Here is a 25,937-nt window from a genome sequence, read left to right as displayed (position 1 = left end):
GTGTCCTGGCTGGGGACGGGGCGGCGGTCGGGTGGGTGGGTGATCAATCGTCGCCGGTCGGGGTGTCACCCCCGGGTCGCTCCCATTACCGGAGTGTTTCACCGCTGGTCGGGGCGGTCCGTGGGTGACGGTGCGTCAGACCCGGGCCAGCGCGGGGGTGTCGGCGCCCGGCCGGGCGGCGGTGGGGCGGCGGAGGTAGACGGCCCAGGTGAGGACGGAGCAGACGGCGTAGGCGGCGAGGAAGGAGGCGAAGGCGGGGGTGCCGGACCCGGCGGTCAGGAAGGACTCGCGGAAGGCGAGGTTGATGAAGAGCCCGCCGAGGGCGCCGACGGCGCCGATGACGCCGATCGCGGCGCCGGACATCCGGCGGGACCGGGCGGCGGCGTCCTCGGGGGTGCGGCCGGCCGCGATCAGGTCCTGGGCCTGGGCGTCGAAGATGCCGGGGATCATCTTGTAGGTGGAGCCGTTGCCGAGTCCGGCCAGCGCGAACAGGGCGACGAAGCCGGTGAGGAAGACCGGCAGCGAGCGGACCGACGAGGCGTAGGTGACCAGGCTCGCGGCGGCGGCCATCGCGCCGAAGTTCCACAGCGTGATCCGGGCGCCGCCGAACCTGTCGGCGAGCCTGCCGCCGAGCGGGCGGACCACCGAGCCGAGCAGCGGGCCGAGGAAGGTGAGCTGGGCGGCCTGCAGCGGGGTGCGGCCGAACTGGTTCTGCAGGACCAGGCCGAAGGCGAAGGAGAAGCCGATGAAGGAGCCGAAGGTGCCGACGTAGAGCACCGACATCAGCCAGGTGTGCTTCTCCCGGACGACGGCGGCCAGGGCGCCGGTGTCGGCCTTCATCGGGGCCAGGTTGTCCATGAACAGGGCGGCGCACAGCGCGGCGACCACGATCAGCGGCAGGTAGACGGCGAGCACGACCCGGGGGTGGCCGGCCCCGGCCCAGGCGATCACGGCGAGCGCGACCAGCTGGATCACGGGCACCCCGATGTTGCCGCCGCCGGCGTTCAGGCCGAGCGCCCAGCCCTTGAGCCGGGCCGGGTAGAAGGCGTTGATGTTGGTCATCGAGGAGGCGAAGTTGCCGCCGCCGACGCCGGTGAGCGCGGCGACCAGCAGGAAGGTGGAGTAGGAGGTGCCGGGGTGCATGACGTACGCGGCGGCCAGCGTCGGCAGCAGGAGCAGCAGCGCGGAGACGACCGTCCAGTTCCGGCCGCCGAACCGGGCCACCGCGACGGTGTAGGGGATGCGGACGAAGGAGCCGACCAGGGTCGGCACGGCGACCAGGAAGAACTTCCCGGCCGGGTCGATCCCGTACTCCTTGCCCATGAACAGGACCATCACCGACCACAGGCTCCAGATCGAGAAACCGATGTGTTCGGAGAGCACCGAGAAGGCGAGGTTGCGGCGGGCCACCGCGCGTCCGGTGCCCTCCCAGAACGCGGGGTCCTCCGGCTCCCAGTGCCGGATCCAGCGGCCGTCCGTTCTGCCGCCCGTTCTGCCGCGCGTGGTGGTGCCGTCCATGGGCTCGCTCCTTCGAGTGCGGGTCTCCGGACCCTGGGGGACCGACGTTAGGAGTCCACGATTTCGGGTCCGTTGTGCGGTGTGAAGGGTGCGGAACCGTCCTCTCACCCGGCGGGCGGCGGGCGTGTGAGGGCCCGGGAACGCACGAGAGCCGCCCTCCGGGACGGAGGACGGCTCTGCGATGCACATGGGGCGGTGGAGATGCCGGGAATCGAACCCGGGTCCAGTGAAGTGGATTCAGGACTTCTCCGAGCGCAGTCCGCTGTGATTTTCTCGGCCCTGGCGGTCACGCGGACAAGCCGCCAACAGGCCCAGTCACTGTTTGATTTCCCCGCCACCCCCGCGACCGGGGTGGAAGGTTGAGTTCCCTAGATTATGCCAGGATCCGGGTCGGGAACTTCCCGGGCTGACACCCATTCACTCTCGCAGATCAGGCTGCGAGGGCGAACTGCTGGGAATCGCGCTTAGAGTTGGCGATTATTTTTTTGCGACACGTGGTTAACGAGATCATTGCCGCGTTCCTCGGCTCGCTTCTCCTGTTTCGACTGTCACTGTCGAAACCGATCATCCCCATGTTGATTTGACAAACAGCACCGGCGGGCGGGCCCGCCGGGTGGTGCGCTGCCATAGTACTCACCCGGCCCGTCAAGGGTCCAGCGCATTAACGGGCGGTCAACCGGTGGCCCCCGGCAGGCCGATCCGCTGGGCCAGCCAGGGCAGCGACTGCTTGAAGGCGAAGGCGCCGAACTGCCAGTCGTGCTTGCCGGGGTGGACCTCGAGCTTGGTGGTCATGCCGGCGGCCTGGGCGGCCCTCTCCACGGTCTGGGCGTCGGAGAGGTGCTTGCCGCCCTCCTCGCTGCCGACCAGGAAGTAGCCGGCGGAGTTGCGGTAGGTGTCCTTCTTGGCCCGGCCGAGCACGGTCACCGGATCGTGCGCCTCCCAGGCCGCCAGGTCGCCGCCGAACAGCTGGTCGACGGTGGTCTGCTTGCCGCCCAGGTTGGGCGAGGCGTCGCCGGAGATGTCGACGAAACTGCCGAACACCTGCGGGTGCACCACGGCCAGGCCGACGGCGCAGGTGCCGCCCATCGACCAGCCGACCACGCCCCAGGAGCGCGCCTCGGAGGCGCTGCCGAAGGTCTTGGCGATGTACGGCGGGATGTCCTTGACCAGGTGGTCCTCGGCCTTGCCGGGCTTGCCGTTGACGCACTCGGTGTCGGTCTTGAAGTTCCCGGTGGCGTCGGCCATCACCAGGATCGGGGCGTAGCCGTTGTGCGCGGCGGCGTAGTCGTCGGCGGTCTTGATCACCTGGCCGGCCCGGATCCAGTTGTCGGGGGCGGCGAACTGGCCGCCGATCATCTCCAGCACCGGCAGCTTGGGCCGGGTCTTGCTGCGGAACCAGGCCGGCGGCAGGTAGATCAGCTCGCGGCGGTGCGTGAAGCCGCTCGGCTCGGCCGGGATCTCGACCGCCACCACCCGGCCCCCCGAGGACTTGCCGACGGCGGCGAGCGCCTCGTTCAGACCCATCTGCTGCGGCACCGGCGCGTCCGAGAGGTCACCGACCGCGGCGTCCACGCTCGGGTAGTAGCCGGTGGAGATGTTCACCGAGTTGGCGGCGCACACCAGGGAGAGCAGGACCGCGAGCGGGACCGCCGCCAGGTTCCACCAGCTGGACTGCCGGACCCCGGCGGCCAGGCCGCCCAGGCCGAGCAGGGCGGAGCAGGTCCAGAACCAGACGCCGACCGGCAGGCCCTCGTCGGCTACCCCGGAGACGGTGACGAGCAACGCGATCAGCGCCGTGCCGACGAGGGCGCCGCCGGCCACCCAGGGCAGCCTGCGGCGGAGCCAGAACGGGCTGACCCTGAACAGGGCCGCCGCGACCGCTGCCACGGCCAGTATTCGCAGGGTCCACGGGAGCCAGCCACTGATCAGTGAGGTGTCCACCCGGAGATGGTACGGAAGCGTCCGACAGGCGTACGCAACTGGGGTGCCGCCGTACCCCTTTGACCCGTTTTCAGCCCTGTCGGCGGCGGGCCGCGGCGACCGCGCGGTCGGTCTCCCGGCGGTCCTGGCGCTCGCGCAGGGTCTGCCGCTTGTCGTAGAGCTTCTTGCCGACCGCGAGGGCGAGTTCGAGCTTGGCCCGGCCGTCCTTGAAGTACAGCGTCAGCGGGACCAGGGTGTGGCCGGTCTCCTTGACCTTGGACTCGATCTTGCGGATCTCCATCCTGTGCAGCAGCAGCTTGCGCTTGCGCCGCGCCGAGTGGTTGGTCCAGGTGCCCTGGGCGTACTCGGGGATGAAGACGTTGTCGATCCAGGCCTCGCCGCCCTGGATGTACGCGTAGCCGTCGACCAGGTTGGCCCGGCCCTCGCGCAGCGACTTGACCTCGGTACCGGTGAGCACCATGCCGCACTCGTAGGTGTCGAGAATGGTGTACTCGTGCCGCGCCTTCTTGTTCTGCGCGACCAGCTTCTTGCCCGTTTCCTTTGCCATAGCCCGGCCATTCTCGCACTTCGAGGGCGGGCTCGGCAGCCCCTTTACCGCGCGCCGGGGGTGGCGGGCGCCGAACTGCTCAGCCCGTCCAGCACCTTGAGGGCGAGCGCGACCGGGTCCTCGGCGCCGGCGGGCACGTCGGGCTGGACGCCGGTGCCGTCCGGGGAGCGGCCGCCGGGGGTCTGGTAGCGGCCGACGGTGAGTTCCAGCACCGAGCCGTCGGCGAGCCGGCTGGGCTGCTGGACGGTGCCCTTGCCGAAGGTGCGGGTGCCGACCAGGACGGCCCGGCAGCGGTCCTGGAGCGCGCCGGCCAGCAGTTCGGCGGCGCTCATGGTGCCGCCGTCGACCAGCACCACCAGCGGGACGGCGGTGGCCCGGCCGGCGTCGGCGGTGAGTTCGCGGTGCTCGCCGCGGACCTGGTAGCTGGCGACCGGCCCGCCGTCGAGGAAGACCGAGGCGGTGTCCACCGCCTCCTCGACCAGGCCGCCGGAGTTGCCGCGCAGGTCGAGCACCACGGCGCGGGCGCCGGCCGCGGCGGCCCGGACCTGGTCGCCGACGCCCTCGGTGAAGGCGTGCACGGAGATCCGCACCACGCCGGGCCGCGGCCGGTCGGCCTCCACCTCGCGGGCGGCCAGTTCGGCCCGGGTCAGGGTGAGCTGCCGGGCGGGCCCCGGCCCGGCGGCGACCGTGACGGCCACCGCGCTGCCGGCCGGGCCGCCGCGCAGCCGGGCGACCAGTTCGGTGACCGGCAGCTGCTCGGCGGGCGTCCCGTCGACGGCGAGCAGCCGGTCCCCGGGCGCGATCCCGGCCCGGGCGGCGGGCGAGCCGGGCTGCACCTCGGCGACCTCGGTGGGCCCGCCGGCCGCCCGGTCCACCGTCAGGCCGACGCCCGCGTACCGGCCGCCGGTGAGGTCGGCGTACTGCTGCGGGCTCAGGTAGGCCGCCCAGCGGTCGCCGCTGGCGCCGACCAGCTGCCGGGCCTCCTGCGGGCTGAGGTCGGCCCCGGAGAGGTCGGCGGCGGGGACGGCGTCGGACGACGAAGGGGCCCGGGAGGAACCGTTCGATTCCCCCCAGGCCCCGGAAGCGGCCCCGGCGAAGAGCACGGCGCCGAACACCAGGCCGAGCGTCATCCCCTGGCGTACCCGCGGTGCTGTCGGCATGCCGTCGAGTCTAGGCCGGGCGGCGCACCGGCCGGTAGCACCGTCCGACGGTCCGTCAGACCTTCAGGTACTTGCGCAGGGTGAAGAACGCCGCGATGCCGGCCATCAGCATGCCGACCACGACCAGCAGCGGGATCACCGACAGCACCGAGGACAGGCCGATGAAGTGGATGAACGCCACCTTCTTCTGCAGCCAGCCCTGGACGAAGAAGTGCCCGCCCACCAGCAGCAGCGAGGCCAGGCCCGCGCCGAGCAGCGCGGCGAACGCGGCCTCCGCGATGAACGGCATCTGCACGTAGAAGTTGGAGGCGCCGACCAGCCGCATGATGCCGGTCTCGCGGCGGCGGCTGAACGCGGACACCCGGACGGTGTTGACGATCAGCAGCAGGGCCACGAACAGCATCAGCACCATGATCACGAAGGCCGCCGTCTGCAGGCCGCGGAGCAGGCCGAACAGGTTCTCCAGGATCTTCCGCTGGTCCTCGACCGACTTCACGCCGGGCTTGCCGGCGAAGGCGCTGGCGATCACGTCGAACCGGGTCGGGTCGCTGAGCTTGACCCGCCAGGACTGCGGCATCGCGTCCGGGCCGACCGCCGCGAGCAGCGGGTTGTCCGGGTTGCTCTGCTTGAAGTGCTGGTACGCCTCGGCCGAGGACTCGAAGGTCGCGGTCTGCACCAGCGGGGTCATCTTGTCCAGGTCGGTCTTGACCTGCTTGATCTGATCGTCGGTGGCCGCGCCGGCCGCGCACTGGGGCGACGTCATGTCCGCCTTCGTGCAGAAGTAGATGCTGACCTCGACCTTGTCGTACCAGTAGTCCTTCATGGAGTTGACCTGGTCGCGGACCAGCAGCGAGGCACCGGCGAGGGCGAGCGACAGCGCGACACTGACCACGACGGCGATGGTCATGGTCAGGTTGCGGCGGAGACCGACACCGATCTCCGACAGGACGAACTGGGCGCGCATGCTTCTCTCTTCTAGCTCTGGTAGCCGTAGACGCCGCGGGCCTGGTCACGGACCAGCAGGCCCTTGTCGAGCTCGATGACGCGCTTGCGCATCTGGTCGACGATGGCCTGGTCGTGGGTCGCCATCAGCACGGTGGTCCCGGTCCGGTTGATGCGGTCGAGCAGCTTCATGATGCCGACCGAGTTCTGCGGGTCCAGGTTGCCGGTGGGCTCGTCGGCGATCAGCAGCATCGGGCGGTTCACGAACGCCCGGGCGATCGCCACCCGCTGCTGCTCACCACCCGACAGCTCGCCGGGCATCCGGCCCTCCTTGCCGCCGAGGCCGACCAGGTCGAGCACCTCGGGCACCACCTTGTTGATGGTGCCCTTCGGCTTGCCGATCACCTCCAGGGCGAACGCCACGTTCTGGCCGACGGTCTTGTTCGGCAGCAGGCGGAAGTCCTGGAAGACGGTGCCCAACTGGCGCCGCATGTGCGGCACCTTCCAGTTGGAGAGCTTGCCCAGGTCCTTGCCGAGCACGTGCACCGCGCCGGTGGAGGGGCGCTCCTCGCGCAGGCACAGGCGCAGGAAGGTCGACTTGCCGGAGCCGGACGAGCCGACCAGGAAGACGAACTCGCCCTTCTCGATCTCCAGCGAGACGTTGTCCAGGGCCGGACGGTTCTGCTTGGGATAGGTCTTGGAGACGTTGTCGAATCTGATCACGGCTGCATCACGGGGGCCATCCTAGGTGGATCGAGGGCAGTGACCTTACGCGATGCCCATGCGCACCCGCAGTGACCGGACGCCTACTGACCGGGGTTTCATCAGGTGTCGTTCCGGTTCGGACCGGAAATTGCGAGGTACGTCACAGATCGGTAACCCTTCGGCTCCGGGGGCCGGAGGGTGGGGAACCTGGCAGAGTGGTGGGCGGACGGAACCGAATCCGCCTCCGGGACGTTGGCTATGCAGCAAGGAGGAGATCGCATGACCTGCGACCAACTGGTGTGCGCCAACTGCAACGGCCGCGTCGTCGACGGCCGCTGCCCGGTCTGCCGCGCCAACCGCGCCCGGCTGCAGCAGGAGCAGCACGGGCCGTTCGCCGCGCTCAACCCCGCGGTGCTGCTGGCGGTGCTGTTCGCCGCGGTGCTGGCGATGGTCCTGCTGACGACGCTGACGCGCTAGGGCCCGCGGGCCCGGGCGACGCGAAAGGGCCCCTCAGGACGGGAAAGGGCCCCTCCGCCGCGGCGGAGGGGCCCTTCGTCGTGCCTCGGCCCGTTACGCCTCGCGCTGCTTGCGCCAGCGGATGCCCGCCTCGATGAAGCCGTCGATGTCGCCGTCCAGCACGCCCTGCGGGTTGCCGACCTCGTGCTCGGTGCGCAGGTCCTTGACCATCTGGTACGGGTGCAGGACGTAGGAGCGCATCTGGTTGCCCCAGGACGAGCCGCCGTCCTTGAGGGCGTCCATCGCGGCGCGCTCCTCCTGGCGGCGGCGCTCCAGCAGCTTCGCCTGGAGGACGTTCATCGCCGAGGCCTTGTTCTGGATCTGCGAGCGCTCGTTCTGGCAGGAGACCACGATGCCGGTGGGCAGGTGGGTGATCCGGACCGCGGAGTCGGTGGTGTTGACGCCCTGGCCGCCGGGGCCGGAGGCGCGGTAGACGTCGATCCGCAGGTCGCCCTCGTCGATGTCGACGTGGTCGGAGGTCTCCACGACGGGGAGCACCTCGACGCCGGCGAAGGAGGTCTGCCGGCGGCCCTGGTTGTCGAACGGGGAGATGCGCACCAGGCGGTGGGTGCCCTGCTCGACAGAGAGGGTGCCGTAGGCGTAGGGGGCCTTGACGGTGAAGGTCGCGGACTTGATGCCGGCCTCTTCGGCGTACGAGGTGTCGTAGACCTCGGTCGGGTACCCGTGCCGCTCGGCCCAGCGCAGGTACATCCGCATCAGCTGCTCGGCGAAGTCGGCGGCGTCGACGCCGCCCGCCTCGGCGCGGATGTTGACCAGGGCCTCGCGGGCGTCGTACTCGCCGGAGAGCAGGGTGCGCACCTCCAGCTCCTCGACGGCCTTGCGCACGGAGACCAGCTCGGCCTCGGCCTCGGTGCGGGTGTCCGCGTCGTCCTCGGCCTCGGCGAGTTCGAACAGGACGCCCAGGTCCTCGACCCGGCCGCGCAGGGTCTCGACCTTGCGCAACTCGCCCTGGAGGAAGGAGAGCCGGCTGGTGACCTTCTGCGCGTTGGCGACGTCGTCCCACAGGGTGGGGGCGGCTGCCTCCTCCTCGAGGGTTGCGATGTCGGCCCGGATCTTGTCCAGGTCGAGGACTGCCTCGATCGACGACATGGTCGAGTCGAGGTTCTTGAGCTCTTCGGAAGGATCGACGGCTGCCACGCCACCAGGGTAATGGTTCGAAGGGGGGGCTCGGCTACCACCTCGGCTGCGGGCTCGGGTGCAGGAGGGCGTGCGGGCCCGCGGGGCGCCCCCCGGCGGGCGGTTCGGCGGCGAACGCCGACCAGGCGGCGGCCGCCCCGGCCAGCAGCAGGAGCACCGCGACCAGCACCGCGAGGGTGCGGCGGCGGCGGATCGCCTGGGCCCGGGTGCGCCGGTGCGAGGCCGGGGCGGCCTGGGTCCGCTGGGCCCGGGACTCCTCGGCGTAGGAGGCCAGTTCGGCGGCGGACGGGCGGCGCAGGCTGGTGTGGGTGTCGCGGGTGGAGTCGGGCTGCGGCCCGGGCACCAGGGCGACGGCGGGGCCGCGCCGGCGGCGGTGCGCGCCGCCGGCGTCCACCTCGGCGTAGACCGCCTCGCCCGGGGTGGGCAGCTCCTCGGGGGCGGTGCGCGGGGCGGGCGCCGCGAGCGGGCCGACGCCGGCCAGCTCGGGCAGCAGGCCGCGCAGCCGGGCGGCGAGTTCGGCGGCCCGCAGCCGGGAGGCCGGGGCCTTGGCCAGGCACTCGGAGATGATCCGCCACAGCTCGTCCGGCATGCCCTCGACCGGCGGTACGTTCTCGGTGACGTGCCGGCGCAGCACCGCGCCGGTGTGGCCGCCGCCGAACGGGGTGGCGCCGGTGAGCAGTTCGTAGAGCACGGTGGCGAGGGCGTAGATGTCGACGGCGGCGCGCGGCTCCAGGCCCTCGATGATCTCGGGGGCCAGGTAGTCGGGGGTGCCGATGATCCGGGTCGCCCTGGTCCGGCGCGGGGCGTCGACCAGCCGGGCGATGCCGAAGTCGGTGAGCTTGGCGCGCGGGGCGCCGCCGGGGCCGGGCGGGGCGGCGAGGTCGAGCAGCACGTTCTCCGGCTTGACGTCGCGGTGCACGATGCCGGCGGCGTGCGCGGCGGCCAGGCCGTCGGCGACGTCGGCGATCACCGAGACGGCGGTCAGCGGGTCGAGGACGCCGTCGCGCTCCAGCCGGGTGCGCAGGTCGCTGCCCTGGACCAGGTCCATCACCAGGGCGAGGTCGCTGCCGTCGACCACCATGTCGTGGACGCCCACCACGTGCGGGTGGTCGAGGCCGGTGAGGGCGGCGCGTTCCTGGACGAAGCGGCCGACCAGCACCTGGTCGGCGGCGAGGTCCTCGCGCAGCAGCTTGACCGCCACCGGCCCGTCCGGGCCCTCCCCGAGCCACACGGTGCCGGCCGATCCCCGGCCGATCACCCGGTGGACGGTGTAGCGGCTGCCGATCTTGCGTGCCAATGCTGCTCCGTGGGCTCGTGAGGTCGGTGCCGACGACCAACCTACGCGTCCGAAGGGCCTCCGGGGGCCGCGGAGGGCCCCCGGAGAGGTACCGATCCGGTGGAATTTCGCTGGATTGTCGACAAAGCGTCAATCCCGTTGTCAGGTATGGCTGCCGACCCAGTCGGAGGCGTCGTGGTACCAGCCGACCACGTTGTCCCAGTAGTGCGGCAGCGGCGTGAAGTTCCACAGCGCCAGGCAGCCGAGCGCCAGCACCACCAGCACCAGCAGGCAGCCCTTCAGGCAGCCCAGGCCGGGGATCCACATCCGGTTGCGGCTGCGTCGCCGCGGCTCCCGCTCCCGGGGCGGCTGGCGGGGCGGCTCCGGCTCCCGGTACGGCGGCTCCTGGCGGCGCGGCGGGGCCGGCTCGGCCCGGCGCTGCGGCGCCCCGTAGCCCTGCGGCTGCCCGCTGTACGCGGGCGGCGGGCCCGGTTGCTGGGCCTGGTACGGCGGCGGGGCCACCGGCGGGCGGCCGCCCCGGCCCGGCTGCTGCCCGGGCCCCTGCTGGGCGTGCCCCTGCGGCGGGTACTGGCCGCCCTGCGGCGGGCGGCCCGGCGGCTGCTGCGGCCGGTACGGGCCCTGCGGCGGGGCGTACCGGCCGGGCTGCGGCGGCTGCTGGGCCTGGTACGGCGGCGGGGCCACCGGCGGGCGCTGCCCGGGCGGCGGGTACTGGCCGGCCTGGTAGGGGCGCGGGGCGACCGGCGGGGCGGCCAGATCCTCGGGCTCGAAGTAGCCGATCCGGGTCTGCGCGTTGCGGTCCCGGGCGGCCTGCAGCTGGTTCTGCCACGGGTGCGGGTCCTCGGCCGGGGGCTGCCCGGGGGCGCCCGGCGGCATCGCGGGCATCACCGCCGTCCGGTCGGCGGGCGGCTGCGCCGGGGGCTGGGGGGCCATCAGGCGGGTGCTGTCCTCGGCGCCGGGCACCGCCTGACGGCTCGTCATGACCTGGGTGGCGGCGGCCGGGTCGAAGGCCCCGGCCAGGGTGGCCTCGTGCGGGTCGACGGCGGGCGCGGCGGGGCGGGCCAGTGCCGGGTCGGGCAGCAGCAGCGCGCCGACGGCCAGCGCGGCCTCCACCGCGCTCGGGGCGGCGTGCACGCCGACGCCGGCCGCGACCACCCGGAGCGCCTCGGCCAGCGAGACCGCGGTGGGCCGCTCGGCCGGGTCCTTGCGCAGGCAGCGCTCCACCACCGTCCACAGCGGCTCGGACATGCCGCGCGGGCGCTCCGGCTCCTGGGCGAGGTGCGCCTGGAGCACTGCCATCGGGTTGTCGCCGCGGAACGGCGGGCGGCCGGTGACCAGTTCGTACAGCAGGATGCCGGCGCCGTAGACGTCCACCGCGGCGGTCTGCGGGCGGCCCTCGGCGGACTCCGGGGCGACGTAGGCGGGGGTGCCGACGAACTCGTGGGTGCGGGTGATGCCCGGGGAGTCGGCGAGCCGGGCGATGCCGAAGTCGGTGAGCATCGGGTGCATCCGCTCGCCGCCGTCCACCGCGACGGTGGCCAGCAGCACGTTGGCGGGCTTGAGGTCCCGGTGCACCACGCCGTCGGCGTGGCTGGCGGCCAGCGCGTCGGCGATCTGCGCCATCAGCAGCGCGCCGGCGATCGGCGACAGCGGGCCGGACTCGCGCAGGTAGCGGTACAGGTCGGGGCCGTCGACCAGGTCCATCACCAGGGCCAGCAGCTCGCCCTCGACCACCAGGTCGCGGGTGCGCACGATGTTGGGGTGGGTGAGGCGCAGCAGCACCGAGCGCTCGCGCAGGAAGCGCATCACCACGTCCGGGTCGGCGGCGAGCTCCTCGCGCAGCACCTTGACCGCGACGGCCTGGCCGGGCTGCAGGCCCGGCACCGCGGCGTCCTCGCGGACCCGGCCGCGCCAGACCGTGCCGGTCGCTCCGCGTCCCAGGCTCTCTTCCAGCACGTACTTGCTGCCGACAGGCCGCACTGTGCACTCCGTTCGGTCACCCGGCGCCCGCTGCCGGGGCCGCGATCCGGCACTCCCCCGTTCCCGTGAACGGCGCCGGGGCCTTGCGGGAGCCCGCTGGCGCGGGCTCTCCGGTTTTCGGCAACTCTAACGGTGCCCGAGCGGGTTTCCGAGGTGCCGCCGGGTCGGGACGCGCGGGGTCGGGCCGGGGAGGTCCGGGGGTCCTTGACCCGGCCACCCGCCGGACCCACCATGGCGATGATCGCAAGATCGTCAAATCCGGTACCGTGCGCGGACTGTCCGTCCCGGGTGGCAGGATGGCACGCACCACCCGTGTGCAGAAGGGACCCCGGGCGAGATGCAGATCCGGCTCACCGTCCTTCGACCGCGCAGCGGCCCCGCCGCGCCCGGCAGTTCTGCCGACGTGCTGGTCACAGCGCCGGCCGGCACCACGCTCGGCGCCGTCGCCACCGCCCTCGCCGGCGCCGTCGGCATCCGCGGCCCGCGCTCCGCCACCCACGTCCATCTGTACGACGGCGAACGGCGGTTGGACGAGCAGACCCCGCTCGGCCGGCCCCCGCTGGTCGACGGCGCGGTCCTCGCCCTCGGCGAGCCCGGCCCCGGCGGCGCGGGCGCCGACGAGCCGTCCGCCGCCGAACTCCGGGTGGTCGGCGGCCCCGACGCCGGCGGCGTCCACCGGCTGCACGGCGAGCGGGTCCGGGTCGGCCGCTCCACCGAGGCCGACGTCCCGCTCGACGACCCCGACGTCTCCCGCCTGCACCTCGCCCTGCACCTGGCCGCCGACGGCCGCGCCACCGTCCAGGACCTCGGCTCCACCAACGGCACCCTGCTGGACGAGCGCTACCTGCCCGAGGAGGGCGCCGAACTCGCCCCCGGCGCCCTGCTGCGGATCGGCGAGTCCACCCTCCAACTCGCCCGCCCCGACGGCATACCGCCCCGCGCCACCGTCCCCGACGGCGAGGGCCGGCTCCGGCTCGCCCCCCGCACCGGCGCCCGCCCCGGGCCCGGCCGCGGCCCCGGCCCGGCGCCCGCCGAGCCGCCCGCCGCCGAGACCCCCGCCCCGCGCGGCCGCTGGCTGCGCCGCGGCCGCAGCGAGCCCGCCGCCGTCGACACCGACCGGCAGCACGCCGCCGCCCGCGCCCGGCAGGCCGCCAACCAGCGCGAGCGCTGGCCCGACCCGGCGGCCCTGCTGCTCACCGCGCTCGGCACCGGCCCCCGGCTGTGGGAGCGCGGCCCCGACCACCCCGACGCGCTCACCCTCCGGCTGGGCACCGCCGACCTGCCGGCCGGCCCCGGCACCGCGCCCGGTACCCTGCTGCCCGCCGTCCCGGTCACCGTCGACCTGCAGACGGCCGGCAGCCTCGGCCTGGCCGGTCCCCGGCACCGGCTGGCCGGCCTGGCCCGCGCCGCGCTGGCCCAACTCGCCGTCCTGCACCCGCCCGGCGGCCTCGCCCTGGTCGTGGTCGCCGCCGACCGCCCCGCCGAGGACTGGGCCTGGGCCCAGTGGCTGCCGCACCTGCGGCCCGCCCACGGCCAGGCCTGCCGGCTGCTGTTCGGCCTCGACCCGGCCCAGGCCGAGGCCCGGCTCACCGAACTCGCCGCCGCCACCGCCGGACCGCCCGCCACCGTCGTCCTGGTCGACGGCGACCCCGGCACCCCGGCCGGGCGGGACGCCCTCGCGCTGCTGCTCCGCCAGGGGCCCGCCGCCGGCGTCTTCACCCTCTGCCTCGCCGAGGACGCCGCCGAACTCCCCGCCGGGCTCGGCTCGGTGGCCCGGGTCACCGGCGAGGTCGCCACCCGCCTCACCCTGGACCGCCCGGCCGGCGGCACCCGCGAACGCCTCACCGACATCACCCTGGACGCCGTCTCGCCCGCCTGGGCCGAACGGCTCGCCCGCACCCTCGCCCCGCTCACCGAGGCCGAGACCGGGGCCGCCCCGCGCGGCCCGCTCCCCGACGCGCTGCGCCTGCTCGACCTGCTGCGCGCCGAATCGCTCTCCCCCGCCCGGCTCGCCGAGTCCTGGCACGCGCTCCCGGACGGGGCCGGCGGCGCGGCCGCGCTGCTCGGCACCGCGCGCGGGGCCGGCGGCGAGGAGACCTGCGCCCTCGACCTCGCCGAGGACGGCGACCACCTGCTGATCGGCGGCGGCCCCGGCTCCGGCAAGTCCGAACTGCTGCGCAGCCTCGCCGCCTCCCTCGCCGTCTCCGAACGCCCGGACCGGCTCGCCCTGTTGACGGTCGACGGCGCCCGCACCGAGGACGGCGGCCTGGCCGGCTGCACCGACCTCCCGCACGTCACCGCCCACGTCAACGCCGCCGAGGACCCGCGCGGCGCGCTACTCGCCGCCGAGCGCCTGCACGACGAACTCGCCCACCGCGAGGCCCTGTTCGACGGCCTCACCTTCACCGAGTGGCACACCCGCCGGCTCTTCGACAAGACCCCCGCGCTGGTCGGCGGCCCCGCCCCGGACAGCACCGCGCAGGTCCGGGTGGTCGAGCCCCGCCGCTCCCCCGACGCGCCGTCACCGGACGCCGCGCCCGCCCGGCTGGTCGTCCTGGTCGACGACTACGACGCGCTGCTCGGCCCCGCGAGCCCGGGCGGCCGCCCGCTCGCCCGCGCGCTCGCCGCCGTCGCCGTGCACGGCGCCCGGCTCGGCGTCCACGTGATCGCCGCGACCGGGTCGCCGGAGGCTACCGCCGACACCGAGATCGGCGAGTCCGCGCAGCTCAGGATCGCCCTGCGGACCGAGCAGGCCGGCGACTCCGACCTGCTGATCCACCTCCCGGACGCGGCGGCGCTGCCCGTGGGGACGCCCGGCCGCGGGTACCTGCGGCGGGCCGACGGGGAGGTCACCGCCTTCCAGGGGGCCCGGGTCAGCGGCCGCATCCCCCGCACCGCGACGCTCCGCCCCACCGTGGTCGCCCAGCGCCCCGAGGAGCACGGCACCGCGCCCTCACCCCGGCCGGTCCGCGAACTCGGCAACGGGCCGACGGACTTGGCCCTCCTCGCCTCGGCCCTCCGCCGGGCCACCGAGAACTGAGCGGGAGCGCATTCGGGGGCCCGGGGAACGGCGGAGCCGAGGGGCAGGCGTCCAACGGGCTGCGAGGCGCCACCCCGTTTCGGGCCGAAGGTCTTTCGGCCGACGCCCCGTAGCGCCCCACTGTCCTCCGGCGATCAGCCCCTCGGCTCCGCCCTTCCCCGGGCCCCTAAGAACGGTAGCGGGGCTGCGGGTGGCGCCAGGTGAGGTCGAGGAAGAGCGGGTAGTCGACCCGGTCGAGGCAGCGCACCAGGAAGGCGGGGAAGGTGCCGCGGGTGGCGTACCACTGGCCGGTGTCGCTGAACACGGCGATCGGCCAGCGGTCGGGGTCGGGGCCCTGGGCGAGGAAGAACCAGGCGCCGCCGTAGCGGTCGGCGCCCCAGCCGATCAGGCCACCGGGTTCGGGGTGGTACGGGAACGGGTCGAAGTCGGGGTTCCGGTCCTGGCCCTGTCGCCAGCCGTACCAGGTGCCCCAGAGGGCGCGGGCCTCGTGCGCGGTGCCGTCGACCGGGCCGAAGACGGTGAGGAAGTCGTCCAGCGCGCCGGGGCCCCAGCGGTCGACGAAGCTCTTGTAGCCGGTGGGCAGCGTGACGCCGAGCAGGCTCTCGGCGGCGTCCCAACTCGCCCGCGGGGCCTGCCGGCCGGGCGCACCGAGCAGCTCGGCGAGGCGGTCGAACGCGGGGTCGGACGCGGCGGGGTCGGTCACGGCGGCCATTGTGCCAGGACGGCCGGAGGGGCCCGGGCGGATGCCCGGGCCCCTCCGGTTGGTGCCGGGTCAGCGGCCGTTGCGCAGCAGGGTGCGGATCACCCGCATGGCGACGGACAGGCTGGACAGCTCGTAGGTGTCCGAACCCCTTATGTCGTCGAGGGTGGTGCGGGCCCGGCTGAGCAGGGTGCTGTTGAGCTCGGCCCAGGCGTTGTACCGCTCCTCGGGGCTGGAACCGGCGGGCCCGGCGGCGAGCACGTCGGAGGTGAGGGCGGCGTGCGCGGCGAACAGGTCCTCGCGGATCGCGGCGCGGGCCATCGAGGACCAGCGGTCGGTGCGCGGCAGTTCGATGATCTGGTCGAGCAGGTGGCTGATCTGGAGCCGGTCGCCGAGGTCGTAGTACAGCTCGGCGACCTCCATCACGTCGGCCTCCGAGCGGTCCGCGACGCCGACGATGTCGAGGGTCGGGAACGCGGAGGACAGGCCCGCCATCCGGGAGGCCAGCTCGTCGGGGACGCCGGCCCCGGAGAGCTCCTGGTAGACCGACTCGTACCAGGCCAGGTCCTCGCCGCAGAGCGGCTTGGGCAGCGAGTCCCAGACCTGGTTGACCCGGTCGTGGAAGAACGCGATGGTGTCGGCGATGTCGAGCGGCTGACGCTTGTTCAGCATCCACCGGGTGGCGCGCTCGACCAGGCGGCGGGCGTGCAGCCGCATCTTGGTCTGGACCCGGGCGGGGACCTTGTTGTCGAGGGCCTCGACGTCGTCCCAGAGCTGCTCCAGGCCGAACACCGCGCGGGCGGCGGCGTGCGTCCGGGCGATCTCCTCCATGGTCGCGCCGGTCTCCTCGCGGAGCCGGAACGCGAAGGTGCAGCCGCCGCGGTTGATCGTGTCGTTGACGATCAGGGTGGTGATGATCTCGCGGCGCAGCGGGTGGTTGTCGATCTGCTCGGCGAACTTGGCCCGCAGCGCGCTCGGGAAGTAGGCGTGCAGGGCGTCCCGGAAGTACGGGTCGTCGGGCAGGTCGGTGGCCAGCAGCTCGTCGGCCAGGGTGATCTTGGTGTAGGCGAGCAGCACCGACAGCTCGGGCTGGGAGAGGCCGCGGCCGGCCTGCTGGCGGTCGCGGATCTGCTTCTCGGTGGGCAGGTACTCCAGCGCCCGGTCGAGCTGGCCGTTGGCCTCCAGCCGGTTGATCATGCGGGCGTGCACGTTGACCATGCTGGCGGCCTGGGCGACGGCGTTGGCGAGCACCACGTTCTGCGCGTAGTTGTTGCGCAGCACCAGGTGGCCGACCTCGTCGGTCATCGCGGCGAGCAGGGTGTTGCGCTGCTTGACCGTCAGGTCGCCGTCGGCGACCACCTGGTTGAGCAGGATCTTGATGTTCACCTCGTGGTCGGAGGTGTCGACGCCGGCCGAGTTGTCGATGGCGTCGGTGTTGATCCAGCCTCCGGTGCCCTGCGGGCCGCCGGTGGAGGCGAACTCGATCCGGCCGAGCTGGGTGCAGCCGAGGTTGCCGCCCTCGCCGATGACCCGGGCGCGGACGTCGCCGCCGTTGACCCGGATCGCGTCGTTGGCCTTGTCGCCGACCTCGGCGTTGGTCTCGGTGGACGCCTTGACGTAGGTGCCGATGCCGCCGTTCCAGAACAGGTCGACGGGGGCCTGCAGGATCGCCTTCATCAGCTCGGCGGGGGTGAGCTTGGCGGCGTCGATGCCGAGCCGCTCGCGGACCTGCGCGGAGAGCGGGATGGACTTCGCGGAGCGGGGGAAGACGCCGCCGCCCGCGGAGATCAGCGACTTGTCGTAGTCGTCCCAGGAGCTGCGCGGCAGGTCGAACAGCCGGCGGCGCTCGGCGAAGGAGACCGCCGCGTCCGGGTTCGGGTCGAGGAAGATGTGCCGGTGGTCGAAGGCGGCGACCAGGCGGATGTGCTCGGACAGCAGCATGCCGTTGCCGAACACGTCGCCGGACATGTCGCCGATGCCGATGACGGTGAAGTCCTCGGTCTGGGTGTCGACGCCGAGTTCGCGGAAGTTGCGCTTGACCGACTCCCAGGCGCCGCGGGCGGTGATGCCCATGCCCTTGTGGTCGTAGCCCGCGGAGCCGCCGGAGGCGAAGGCGTCGCCGAGCCAGAAGCCGTACTCCTGGGCGACGCCGTTGGCGATGTCGGAGAAGGTCGCGGTGCCCTTGTCGGCGGCGACCACCAGGTAGGTGTCGTCCTCGTCGTGGCGCACCACGTCGACGGGGTGCACGACCTCGCCCGCGACCAGGTTGTCGGTGATGTCGAGCAGCGCCGAGATGAAGGTCTTGTACGAGGCGATGCCCTCGGCCAGCCAGGCGTCGCGGTCGACCGCCGGGTCGGGCAGCTGCTTGGCGACGAAGCCGCCCTTGGCGCCGACCGGCACGATGACGGTGTTCTTGACCATCTGGGCCTTGACCAGGCCGAGGATCTCGGTGCGGAAGTCCTCGCGCCGGTCGGACCAGCGCAGGCCGCCGCGGGCGACCTTGCCGAAGCGCAGGTGGACGCCCTCGACGCTGGGCGAGTACACCCAGATCTCGAAGGCGGGGCGGGGCGCGGGCAGGTCCGGGATGGCCTTCGGGTCGAACTTCATCGACACGTAGGAGTGCCAGCGGCCCTCGGCGTCGTGCTGGAAGAAGTTGGTCCGCAGGGTGGCCCTGATCAGGTGCAGGAAGGAGCGCAGGATGCGGTCCTCGTCCAGCGAGGCCACCTCGTCGAGGGCGCCGGACAGCTCTTCGAGGATGCCCTCGGTGAGCTCCTCGCTGCCGGACCGGTGGCTGGGCGAGAGCCGGGCCTCGAACAGGTTGACCAGCAGCCGGGTGGTGTGGGTGTTGTTGCGGAGCGCGTCCTCCATGTAGTCCTGGGAGAACGTGGAGCCGGCCTGCCGCAGGTACTTGGCGTAGGCGCGCAGCACCACGGCCTGGCGCCAGGTCAGCTTGGCGGTGAGGACCAGCTCGTTGAAGCCGTCGTTCTCGGCCTGGCCGAGCCAGGTCGCCGAGAAGGTGTCCTGGAAGCGCTCGCGGTCCTCCTCGGTGAGGTCGGTGCCCTCGCGGAGCTTGAGGCCGAAGTCGACCACCCAGGCGGTGCTGCCGTCGGTGCGGCGCAGCGCGTACGGGTGCTCGTCGAGCACCTCGACGCCCAGGCGCTGCAGGACCGGCAGCACCTCGGTGAGCGAGATCGGGCCGCCGACCCGGTAGATCTTGAAGCGGCGCTCGTCGTCGCCGGCGCCGACCGGCTGGTACAGGTTGAGCCGGAAGTCGCCCTCGCCGCTGAGCGACTCGATCTGCTTGAGGTCGGCGACGGCGGTGCGCGGCGGGAAGTCGGCGCGGTAGCCGTCGGGGAAGGCGGTGGCGTACTTGTGGGCGAGCTCGGCGGCCCGCTCCTCGCCGAACTCGGTCTGCAGCTGGTCGTTGAAGCCGTCCATCCAGAACCGGGCGGCCTCGGCGAGCCGGTTCTCGATCCGCTCGACGTCGGACTCGGAGAGCTGCGGCAGCTCGGTGCCGGGGGCGACCCGGACCACGAAGTGCAGGCGGGTGAGCACCGACTCGGTGGCGTGCACCGTGTAGTCGATGGTGTCGCCGTTCAGCTCGGTCTTCAGGATGTCGGTCAGCGCGAGCCGGATGCGGGTGGTGTAGCGGTCCCGCGGCAGGTAGACGTACGCCGAGTAGTAGCGGCCGTACTCGTCCTGGCGGAGGAACAGCCGCAGCCGGCGGCGCTCCTGCAGGTAGAGGACGCTGGTGGCGATCGACTGGAGCTCGGCGGCGGCGGTCTGGAACATCTCGTCGCGCGGGAAGGTCTCCATGATCTGGAGCAGGTCGCGGCCGTCGTGGCTGTCGCTGGAGAAGCCGGCGCCGTCGATGACCTCCTGCACCTTGCGGCGCACCACCGGGATCCGGGTGACGGACTCGGTGTAGGCGGCGGAGGAGAACAGGCCGAGGAAGCGGCGCTCGCCGACCGGCTCGCCGGCGGCGTTGAACCGCTTCACGCCGACGTAGTCGAGGTAGGCGGTGCGGTGCACGGTGGCGCGGCTGTTGGCCTTGGTGAGGACCAGCAGCTTCTTCTCGTGCGCCTTGGCGCGGACCGGGGCGGAGAGCCGGCCGAAGGCCTCGGAGACCGGGTGGTGGTCGGTGTCGTGGCTGAGCGGGTCGGCCCGCAGCACGCCCAGGCCGGTGCCGGCGACGGCCTTGAGGACGTCCTCGCCCTCGTGCTCGACCAGGTCGTACTCGCGGTAGCCGAGGAAGGTGAAGTGGTCGTCGGCCAGCCAGCGCATCAGCTCGGCGGCCTCGGAGACCTCCTGCCCGGGCAGGTGCGCGGGGGGTTCGGCGTCGAGTTCGTCGGCCAGCCGGACGGCGGAGTCGCGCATCTTCGACCAGTCCTCGACGACCTCGCGGACGTCGCCCAGCACCCGGCGCAGGCTGGCCTCGATGGTGCGCAGGTCGTCGCGGTCGGTCTCGCGGTCGATCTCGATGTGCATCCAGGACTCGACCACCGCGTCGGCGGGCCACTCGGCGCCGGCCGCCTGCGCGCGGTTGCACGCGTCGACGTCGAGGATCTCCAGCAGCTTGCCGGTGATGTCGCGGCGCACCGCCAGCTGCGGGTGCACGACGAGGTGGATGGCGCGGTCCAGGCGGGTCAGCTCGTTGGTGACCGAGTCGACCAGGAACGGCATGTCGTCGGTGACGACCTCGACCACGGTGTGGCCGCAGGACCAGCCGTTCTCCTCCACGGTCGGGGTGGAGACCCGCACCTCGGCGGTGCCCTGCGGGCGCTTGAGGCCCAGCCGGTAGTGGGAGGCCGCGGCCCCGTAGACGTCCACCGGGTCCCGGCTGATCACGTCCTCGGGCGCCGTGTGGAGGTAGTAGTGGTGCAGGTAGGCGGCCAGAGCCCCGTTGCTCAGGCCCTCCCCCGGCGCCGCTCCCCCCACCTGGCTGTTCTCAGCGGCTGCTGCTGCTTTCCTGAGCAGGTCGGCCTTGGCTGCGTCCAGCTTGGTCTGCATGGCTGTTTGGCTCCTGTCGCGCGCCGTTGCGTGACTCGGTGATGACTGTGGGTGCACCGCCGGGCCCCGTTCGGCAATCCTCCCGTACGCAAGGGGTGAAAAGCGCTCAAGGCACGCATGAGTCGCGTTCCGCCCGGGTACGACAGCACGTTTGGCCTGCCTGACCGATAACCGGCGACGCCGTCAGCCTAGCCTGACGAAACGAAGGTGTCAGGGGACACGGAGGCGCAAACCCGCAGGAGGAGCGGGCCTTCCTGGACAGCTTGTCCAATGCGCCCCACCTGGGGTGTCCGTCATTCGGGTGACCGCTCAATGTGGGGCCATGTAAGGACGGACGTAGTCGGTCGGCGGGGTGAACGTCTCCTCGATCGACCGGGCGGAGGTCCAGCGCGGCAGGTCCCGGCCCGGGTCGGGCCGGTCGACGGACGGCTCCCCGTTGATCCGGAGCCGGTCGGCGGCGAACCGCAGCCGCTCCAGCGCCTCCGCGATCGCCCCCCGGTCCCGGGCGAACACCGCGCCGCCGCCGGAGCCGCCGGGACCGCCGGGCGCCGCCTCCGCAGCGGCCCGCTCCAGCGCGCCCGTCCAGTCCCCGTCCTCGTACAGCCGCACCGACAGCACCGGCCCGGGGCAGCCGCCGTGCCGGCCGGCGCCGTCCAGCAGCACGGTGGGGCGGACGAACCAGCCGATCGCGCCGTCGTACTGGCCGCCCGCCGACAGTTCGGCGGCCGGGTCGGCGGCGGCCCGGCCGAGGGCCTCTACGGTCCGATCGAAGGCCCGGGCGTCGACCAGCGCGCCCATGAAGGCGCCCGGGTCGCCGGGGTCGCCGACGGGCAGCGCGTCCACCTCGCCGAGCAGGTCGTCGGCGATCCGCCGCCACAGGCCGCGCGGCAGGTGGGCCCGGGACAGCGCCGCGCCGCCCTGGCCCTGGTACTCGAAGGCGCCGCGGATCAGCGCGGTGCGCAGCGCCGCCGGGTCGGCCGACGGGTGGGCGACCAGGAAGCCCGCGCCGCGGGTCTCGCCGACCAGCCGCGGGTAGCTCCGGTAGCGGGCGACGTCGCGGCCGATGTCCCGCCACAGCCGCCGGAACACCTCGGCCGGGCCGCCGAAGTGCAGCCCCGCCAGCGCCGGGTGGGCGAGGACGGACCCGGTCACCGCCCCGCCGTCCCCGGTGACCAGGTTGACCACGCCGGGCGGCAGGCCGGCCTCCTCCAGCAGGCGCAGGGTGAAGTGCGCGGCCGGGGTCTGGGCGGGCGCGGGCTTCCACACCACGGTGTTGCCGAGCAGCGCGGGCACGGTGGCCAGCCGGGCCGCGGCGGCGGTGGAGTCGAACCCGGAGACCGCGCAGACGAAGCCCTCCAGCGGGCGGTGGTCGGCCCGGCGCCACCCGCCGGGTCCGGAGCGCGGCCGCTCGGCCCCCAGGGCGCCGGCGGCGTGCGCGGCCCCGCGCCAGGCGTCGGCCGTCGCGCAGGCCGCGTCGGCCTCGGCCAGGTGCAGGGTCTTGGACTGCCCGAGCACGGTGGCGGCGACCAGGGTCTCCCGCCAGGGGCCCGCCAGCAGGTCGGCGGCGCGCAGGAACACCGCGGCCCGGTCGTCGGGGGACAGCGCCCGCCAGGCCGGTCCGGCCGCCAGCGCCGCCTCCACCGCCTGCTGCCCGTCGGCGGGGGTGGCCGCGCCCAGCACCCCGAGCTTCGCGGCGTGGTGGTGCGGCTGCGCGGGCTCGGTCCGGGGGCCGCCGCCGAGCCGTCGCCGGCCGCCGATCACCATCGGGAACTCGGTGTGCTGCCCGGCCAGTTCGTCCAGCCGGCGGACCAGTCGGGCCCGCTCCGGGCTGCCCGGCGGGTACGTCCGGGCCGGTTCGGCGGCGGGTGTCGGGACGGTGGTGACCGCGTCGATCGGCATGGTGCTGGGCTGCTCCGTACGGTGGTGCGTGCTGTACCCCTCCCAGGGTGAACGCGCACACCCCCTCCGACGTGCCGGGACACGCCTGCGGGCGGTCTCAGCCGGTCAGTTCCCCGGCCAGCGCGACGGCCTCGGCCAGGGTGTCCACCACCGGCACGCCGACCGGCAGCAGCTTCTCCCGGGTGTGCGAGCCGCCGGTGTACAGCACCGCGCCGATGCCCGCCGACAGCGCCGCCTCGGCGTCGTCCGCGGCGTCCCCGATCAGCACCGTCCGGGCCCGGTCGACCTGCCCGCCCAGCGCGTCCAGGTGCGCGGCCAGTTCCCCGGCCTTGCGCCCGCCGGCGTCGCCGCGCCGCCCGTCCACCCGCAGGAAGTGCCCGGTCAGGCCGAACGCGTCCACGGCCGGCACCAGCTTGTCGTGCGCGTACATCGACAGCACCGACTGGCTGTGCCCCGCCGCCGTCCAGCCGGCCAGCAGTTCCTCGACGCCCGGGGTCAGGCCGCAGCCCGGGAACAGCTCGGTGTACTTGACGTGGAACGCGTCGTCCAGGGCCAGCCACTCGGCCGGGCTGGGCATCCGGCCCATCAGCCGCTCGTAGAACCGCGGGATCGGGATCTCGTACTGCGCCCGGTACTCCTCCAGCGTCATCGGCGCGATGCCGACGGTGGCGAACGCCGCGTTGCTGGCCCCCACCACGGCCGCCATGTCCGACAGCAGGGTGCCGTTCCAGTCCCAGACTATGTGTGTGCGCACCCGCCAAGGGTACGCGCGGGCCCGGCGCCGACCCCCGGGGGGCCGGGCCCGCTCAGTGCGCCGGGACGGGCACCCGGGCGGCCGGGGCACGACGCTCCAGGGCGGCCGAGAGCAGGGCCAGCAGCAGGGCTCCGGCGGCCATCAGGGCGCCGACCCAGGCGGGGGCGGTGTAGCCGAGGCCGGCGTCGATCGCGGCGCCGGCCAGCAGCGCGGCGAGCGCGTTGCCCAGGTTGAAGGCGCCGATGTTGACGGCGGAGGCCAGGGTGGGGGCGCCGTGCGCCTGGTCGAGGACCCGCTTCTGCAGCGGCGGGACGGTGGCGAAGCCGAGCGCGCCGACCAGCAGCAGGGTCGCCGCGGCGGCGACCGGGTGGTGGGCGGTGACGGTGAAGGCGGCGAGCACGACGGTGAGCCCGCCGAGGGTGGCGAACAGCATCGGCATCAGGTGCCGGTCGGCGAAGCGGCCGCCGAGCAGGTTGCCGAGGAACATGCCGACGCCGAGCAGCACGAGCAGCCAGGTCAGCGCGCCGGCCGGGTACCCGGCCACCTCGGTCATCAGCGGGGCGATGTAGGTGATCGCGGCGAAGACGCCGCCGAAGCCGAGCACGGTCATGCCCATCGCCAGCACCACCTGCGCGTTCCTGAACGCGGCCAGCTCCCGGCGCAGGTGCGCGCCCTCGGGGCGGGGCAGCGCGGGGACCAGCCGGGCGATGCCGAGGACCGCGACCAGGCCGAGCGCGGCGACCAGGGCGAAGGTGGCCCGCCAGCCGGCGCTCTGGCCGATCCAGGTGCCGAGCGGCACGCCGACGATGTTGGCGACGGTCAGGCCGGTGAACATGGTGGCGATCGCGCCGGCCTTCCGGTCGGGGGCGACCAGCTCGGCGGCGACCACGGCGCCGATGCCGAAGAACGCGCCGTGGGCGAGCGAGGCGACGATCCGCCCGGCCAGCATCACGGCCATCCCGGGGGCGAGGGCGGAGAGCAGGTTGCCCGCGGTGAACAGCACCATCAGCAGCATCAGCATCCGCTTGCGGTCGATCCGGGTGCCGAGCGCGGTCATCAGCGGGGCGCCGAGCACCACGCCGACCGCGTAGCCGGTGACGAGCAGGCCGGCGGCGGGGATCGTGACGCCGAAGTCGGCCGCGACCTGGGGCAGCAGGCCCATGACCACGAACTCCGTGGTGCCGATCCCGAACGCCCCGATGGCCAGGGCCAGTAGCGCGAGAGGCATGACGCGTTCCTCCAGAGATTGCCGATGCGCCTAACGTGCTTCGACAATAGTTGCAGACACATCTACTTGCAAACGCAATGATTGCAGGCGCGTGCCATCCCTCCCGGGGGAACGCGGAGGACCCCGCCGCCGACCAGGGGCCGGGACGGGGTCCTCCGCGCGGAAAGGGTTCAGCCGAGCAGCGCGGCGATCTCCTGGGTGGCGAACCAGAGCAGCTCGTGGTCCTCGGCGCCGTCCACGGTGAACTGCGCGTCCTGGTCCCCGGCGTCGGCGGCCGCCACCGCGGCGACCGCGGCCGCGACGTCCGCCAGCACGTCCGGGTCGGTGTCGTCGGCGTGCACCGCCGCCGCCTTGGCCAGCCGGACCGGACCGGCCAGCACCACCCGGCCCAGCGTGGCCTGGTCCTGGTACTCGTCCCCGGGGAACGGCGACACCGCGGAGTCGGCCACCTCGACCGCGACCACCACCCGGCGGCGCGGCGCCTGCGGGTCGGCCGCCAGCATCCGCAGCGAGGAGAGCGCCGCCCGGTTCAGCGCCGCGTACTCCAGCTCCTCCAGGTCGTCGCTGACGTACCACTCGCGCAGCGCGGGCGTCACCGCGTAGGCGGTGCCCGGCTCCAGGACGCCCCCGGGGTGCGCCGCCGACAGGTCCTTCAACGTGGTCGGCACGTACACGCGCATGCGGGGCACCCTTCTTCCTCGGTCACTGCGACGGGTCAAGAATACGCAGCCCGCACCGGGCCCCCGGCCCGGTGCGCCGATCGGGTCTCCCCCGGTCCCCCTACGGACCGTCCGCTCCGCCGACGCCCCGTCAACCCCCGTCCCCGGCACGGGGGCGCGCTGCCCTTGCCGCAGCCCGGCCGCCACCCGCACGGGTGGATCACGGGGCGTCGCCGGGGCGGCCCGGACGGCCTTGGGCGCGGGCCGCCGCGGCCGGTACCAAGAGTCTCGGCCCCGTCCGCCCGACCACCGAGAAGGACCCGATGACCGAGCACCTCCCCCGGCCGTCCGGCCCCCGCGTCCGCCCCCTGGTGCACGCCCCGGGGCACCCGGCCGGCCCCCGCCCGGCCCGCCGCCCGCACCCGGTCGGCGACGGCCCGCGGACCGCCCGCAACCCGCGGGCCGGCTGCGCGCCCGCCGGGGTGCCGCCGCGGCCGCGGACGGCCGCCCCGGGCGGCGCCGGCCACACCGAGCTGGCCGCCCGCTTCGCGCACCGCCTGGTCGAGGTGCTGTGCGGCACCCGCCCGGTCCACCAGTTGCAGCGGCACACCACGCTGCCGGGCTTCCACCAGCTGGCGGCGCTGGTGCGCAGCGGCCCGCTGCGCCCGCGCGGGCGCTCCCCGCACCCGCGGCTGGGCCGGGTGCACGACTCGGTGCCGGTGCCGGGCGCGGTGGAGGCCTGCGTCCGGGTCGAACTGGGCCCGCGCCACCACGTGCTGGCGTTCCGGCTGGAGCGGCACACCCGCACCGGCCAGTGGCAGTGCGCCGCCGTGGAGACCCGGTGAACGCCGACGGGGCGCCGCTCCGGAGGGAGTGGCGCCCCGTC

General features: G+C 74.0%; 18 protein-coding genes and 1 other RNA gene. 3 read left to right on the top strand and 16 right to left on the bottom strand.

Translation table 11 applies throughout. The annotated features are described in order from the left end of the window. Nucleotides 1-135: 135 nt before the first annotated feature. From ACIOHG_RS19990 to ftsE, 7 genes are all read right to left on the bottom strand, one after another. Entirely contained in the window at nt 136-1,518 is a 1,383-nt protein-coding gene (locus tag ACIOHG_RS19990) for a nitrate/nitrite transporter (RefSeq protein WP_400952294.1), read from the bottom strand. 193 nt (nt 1,519-1,711) lie between these two features. Beyond that, nucleotides 1,712-2,090: a transfer-messenger RNA gene (ssrA, locus tag ACIOHG_RS19985) on the bottom strand. Nucleotides 2,091-2,190: 100 nt separating this feature from the next. Beyond that, on the bottom strand, nt 2,191-3,459 hold the full coding sequence (locus ACIOHG_RS19980; RefSeq protein ID WP_400952291.1) for an alpha/beta hydrolase: 1,269 nt from the start codon (nt 3,457-3,459) through the stop codon (nt 2,191-2,193). 70 nt (nt 3,460-3,529) lie between these two features. After that, nucleotides 3,530-4,006 carry an SsrA-binding protein SmpB gene (gene smpB, locus ACIOHG_RS19975; RefSeq protein WP_400952288.1) on the bottom strand — a complete coding sequence of 159 codons (477 nt, stop codon included), beginning with the start codon at nt 4,004-4,006 and terminating at the stop codon, nt 3,530-3,532. A gap of 44 nt (nt 4,007-4,050) precedes the next feature. Then, nucleotides 4,051-5,166, bottom strand: coding sequence for a S41 family peptidase (locus tag ACIOHG_RS19970; RefSeq protein WP_400952285.1), 1,116 nt, complete (start codon nt 5,164-5,166; stop codon nt 4,051-4,053). Nucleotides 5,167-5,221: 55 nt separating this feature from the next. After that, complete coding sequence (gene ftsX / locus ACIOHG_RS19965; protein WP_400952282.1) at nt 5,222-6,130, bottom strand: permease-like cell division protein FtsX; 909 nt, start codon at nt 6,128-6,130, stop codon at nt 5,222-5,224. Nucleotides 6,131-6,141: 11 nt separating this feature from the next. Next, nucleotides 6,142-6,831 carry a cell division ATP-binding protein FtsE gene (gene ftsE, locus ACIOHG_RS19960; protein ID WP_380237032.1) on the bottom strand — a complete coding sequence of 230 codons (690 nt, stop codon included), beginning with the start codon at nt 6,829-6,831 and terminating at the stop codon, nt 6,142-6,144. Nucleotides 6,832-7,092: 261 nt separating this feature from the next. Between ftsE and ACIOHG_RS19955 the strand changes: the two genes are divergently transcribed. Further along, nucleotides 7,093-7,290: a hypothetical protein gene (locus ACIOHG_RS19955; RefSeq protein ID WP_400952280.1), complete on the top strand. Its 198-nt coding sequence runs from the start codon at nt 7,093-7,095 to the stop codon at nt 7,288-7,290. A gap of 93 nt (nt 7,291-7,383) precedes the next feature. Here the strand turns inward: ACIOHG_RS19955 and prfB are convergent, their stop codons facing one another. The 3 genes from prfB to ACIOHG_RS19940 form a co-directional block, all read right to left on the bottom strand. Beyond that, nucleotides 7,384-8,487 (bottom strand): peptide chain release factor 2, encoded by a 1,104-nt coding sequence (gene prfB, locus ACIOHG_RS19950; protein ID WP_400952277.1) that lies wholly within the window; start codon nt 8,485-8,487, stop codon nt 7,384-7,386. 34 nt (nt 8,488-8,521) lie between these two features. Next, nucleotides 8,522-9,784, bottom strand: coding sequence for a protein kinase (locus ACIOHG_RS19945; protein WP_400952275.1), 1,263 nt, complete (start codon nt 9,782-9,784; stop codon nt 8,522-8,524). Between the two features lie 141 nt (nt 9,785-9,925). Further along, the gene (locus ACIOHG_RS19940) at nt 9,926-11,761 is read right to left on the bottom strand and encodes a serine/threonine-protein kinase (RefSeq protein WP_400952272.1); all 1,836 of its coding nucleotides are present in this window, start codon (nt 11,759-11,761) and stop codon (nt 9,926-9,928) included. 337 nt (nt 11,762-12,098) lie between these two features. On the opposite strand from ACIOHG_RS19940, the gene ACIOHG_RS19935 reads away from it, so the two are divergent. Continuing rightward, nucleotides 12,099-14,801 (top strand): FtsK/SpoIIIE domain-containing protein, encoded by a 2,703-nt coding sequence (locus tag ACIOHG_RS19935; RefSeq protein ID WP_400952269.1) that lies wholly within the window; start codon nt 12,099-12,101, stop codon nt 14,799-14,801. 166 nt (nt 14,802-14,967) lie between these two features. Here the strand turns inward: ACIOHG_RS19935 and ACIOHG_RS19930 are convergent, their stop codons facing one another. From ACIOHG_RS19930 to ACIOHG_RS19905, 6 genes are all read right to left on the bottom strand, one after another. Then, nucleotides 14,968-15,504, bottom strand: a complete 537-nt coding sequence (locus tag ACIOHG_RS19930) for a hypothetical protein (RefSeq protein WP_400952266.1) — start codon at nt 15,502-15,504, stop codon at nt 14,968-14,970. Nucleotides 15,505-15,573: 69 nt separating this feature from the next. Next, nucleotides 15,574-20,511 carry an NAD-glutamate dehydrogenase gene (locus ACIOHG_RS19925; protein ID WP_400952264.1) on the bottom strand — a complete coding sequence of 1,646 codons (4,938 nt, stop codon included), beginning with the start codon at nt 20,509-20,511 and terminating at the stop codon, nt 15,574-15,576. A gap of 309 nt (nt 20,512-20,820) precedes the next feature. Next, a complete protein-coding gene (locus ACIOHG_RS19920) occupies nt 20,821-22,404 on the bottom strand; it encodes an aldehyde dehydrogenase family protein (protein WP_400952644.1) in 1,584 nt (527 codons plus the stop codon). Between the two features lie 103 nt (nt 22,405-22,507). Further along, nucleotides 22,508-23,116 carry an HAD family hydrolase gene (locus tag ACIOHG_RS19915; RefSeq protein ID WP_400952642.1) on the bottom strand — a complete coding sequence of 203 codons (609 nt, stop codon included), beginning with the start codon at nt 23,114-23,116 and terminating at the stop codon, nt 22,508-22,510. Between the two features lie 100 nt (nt 23,117-23,216). Then, a complete protein-coding gene (locus ACIOHG_RS19910) occupies nt 23,217-24,392 on the bottom strand; it encodes an MFS transporter (RefSeq protein ID WP_400952262.1) in 1,176 nt (391 codons plus the stop codon). Nucleotides 24,393-24,562: 170 nt separating this feature from the next. Then, complete coding sequence (locus tag ACIOHG_RS19905; protein WP_400952259.1) at nt 24,563-25,072, bottom strand: DUF6912 family protein; 510 nt, start codon at nt 25,070-25,072, stop codon at nt 24,563-24,565. Between the two features lie 302 nt (nt 25,073-25,374). On the opposite strand from ACIOHG_RS19905, the gene ACIOHG_RS19900 reads away from it, so the two are divergent. Continuing rightward, a complete protein-coding gene (locus ACIOHG_RS19900; RefSeq protein WP_400952256.1) occupies nt 25,375-25,896 on the top strand; it encodes an Rv3235 family protein in 522 nt (173 codons plus the stop codon). Nucleotides 25,897-25,937: the final 41 nt, after the last annotated feature.

It is taken from the genome of Kitasatospora sp. NPDC088134, from assembly GCF_044741705.1.
Classification (GTDB): domain Bacteria; phylum Actinomycetota; class Actinomycetes; order Streptomycetales; family Streptomycetaceae; genus Kitasatospora.
Note: the sequence above shows the minus strand (reverse complement) of the source record. Positions and strands in the feature narration are given on the sequence as shown.

Bases quoted from the DNA above. Each gene is read 5' to 3' on its own strand.
- ACIOHG_RS19990 (WP_400952294.1), bottom strand. From the start codon at position 1,518: ATGGACGGCACCACCACGCGCGGCAGAACGGGCGGCAGAACGGACGGC.
- smpB (WP_400952288.1), bottom strand. From the start codon at position 4,006: ATGGCAAAGGAAACGGGCAAGAAGCTGGTCGCGCAGAACAAGAAGGCG.
- ACIOHG_RS19970 (WP_400952285.1), bottom strand. From the start codon at position 5,166: ATGCCGACAGCACCGCGGGTACGCCAGGGGATGACGCTCGGCCTGGTG.
- ftsX (WP_400952282.1), bottom strand. From the start codon at position 6,130: ATGCGCGCCCAGTTCGTCCTGTCGGAGATCGGTGTCGGTCTCCGCCGC.
- ACIOHG_RS19955 (WP_400952280.1), top strand. From the start codon at position 7,093: ATGACCTGCGACCAACTGGTGTGCGCCAACTGCAACGGCCGCGTCGTC.
- ACIOHG_RS19935 (WP_400952269.1), top strand. From the start codon at position 12,099: ATGCAGATCCGGCTCACCGTCCTTCGACCGCGCAGCGGCCCCGCCGCG.
- ACIOHG_RS19925 (WP_400952264.1), bottom strand. From the start codon at position 20,511: ATGCAGACCAAGCTGGACGCAGCCAAGGCCGACCTGCTCAGGAAAGCA.
- ACIOHG_RS19915 (WP_400952642.1), bottom strand. From the start codon at position 23,116: ATGGCGGCCGTGGTGGGGGCCAGCAACGCGGCGTTCGCCACCGTCGGC.
- ACIOHG_RS19910 (WP_400952262.1), bottom strand. From the start codon at position 24,392: ATGCCTCTCGCGCTACTGGCCCTGGCCATCGGGGCGTTCGGGATCGGC.
- ACIOHG_RS19905 (WP_400952259.1), bottom strand. From the start codon at position 25,072: ATGCGCGTGTACGTGCCGACCACGTTGAAGGACCTGTCGGCGGCGCAC.
- ACIOHG_RS19900 (WP_400952256.1), top strand. From the start codon at position 25,375: ATGACCGAGCACCTCCCCCGGCCGTCCGGCCCCCGCGTCCGCCCCCTG.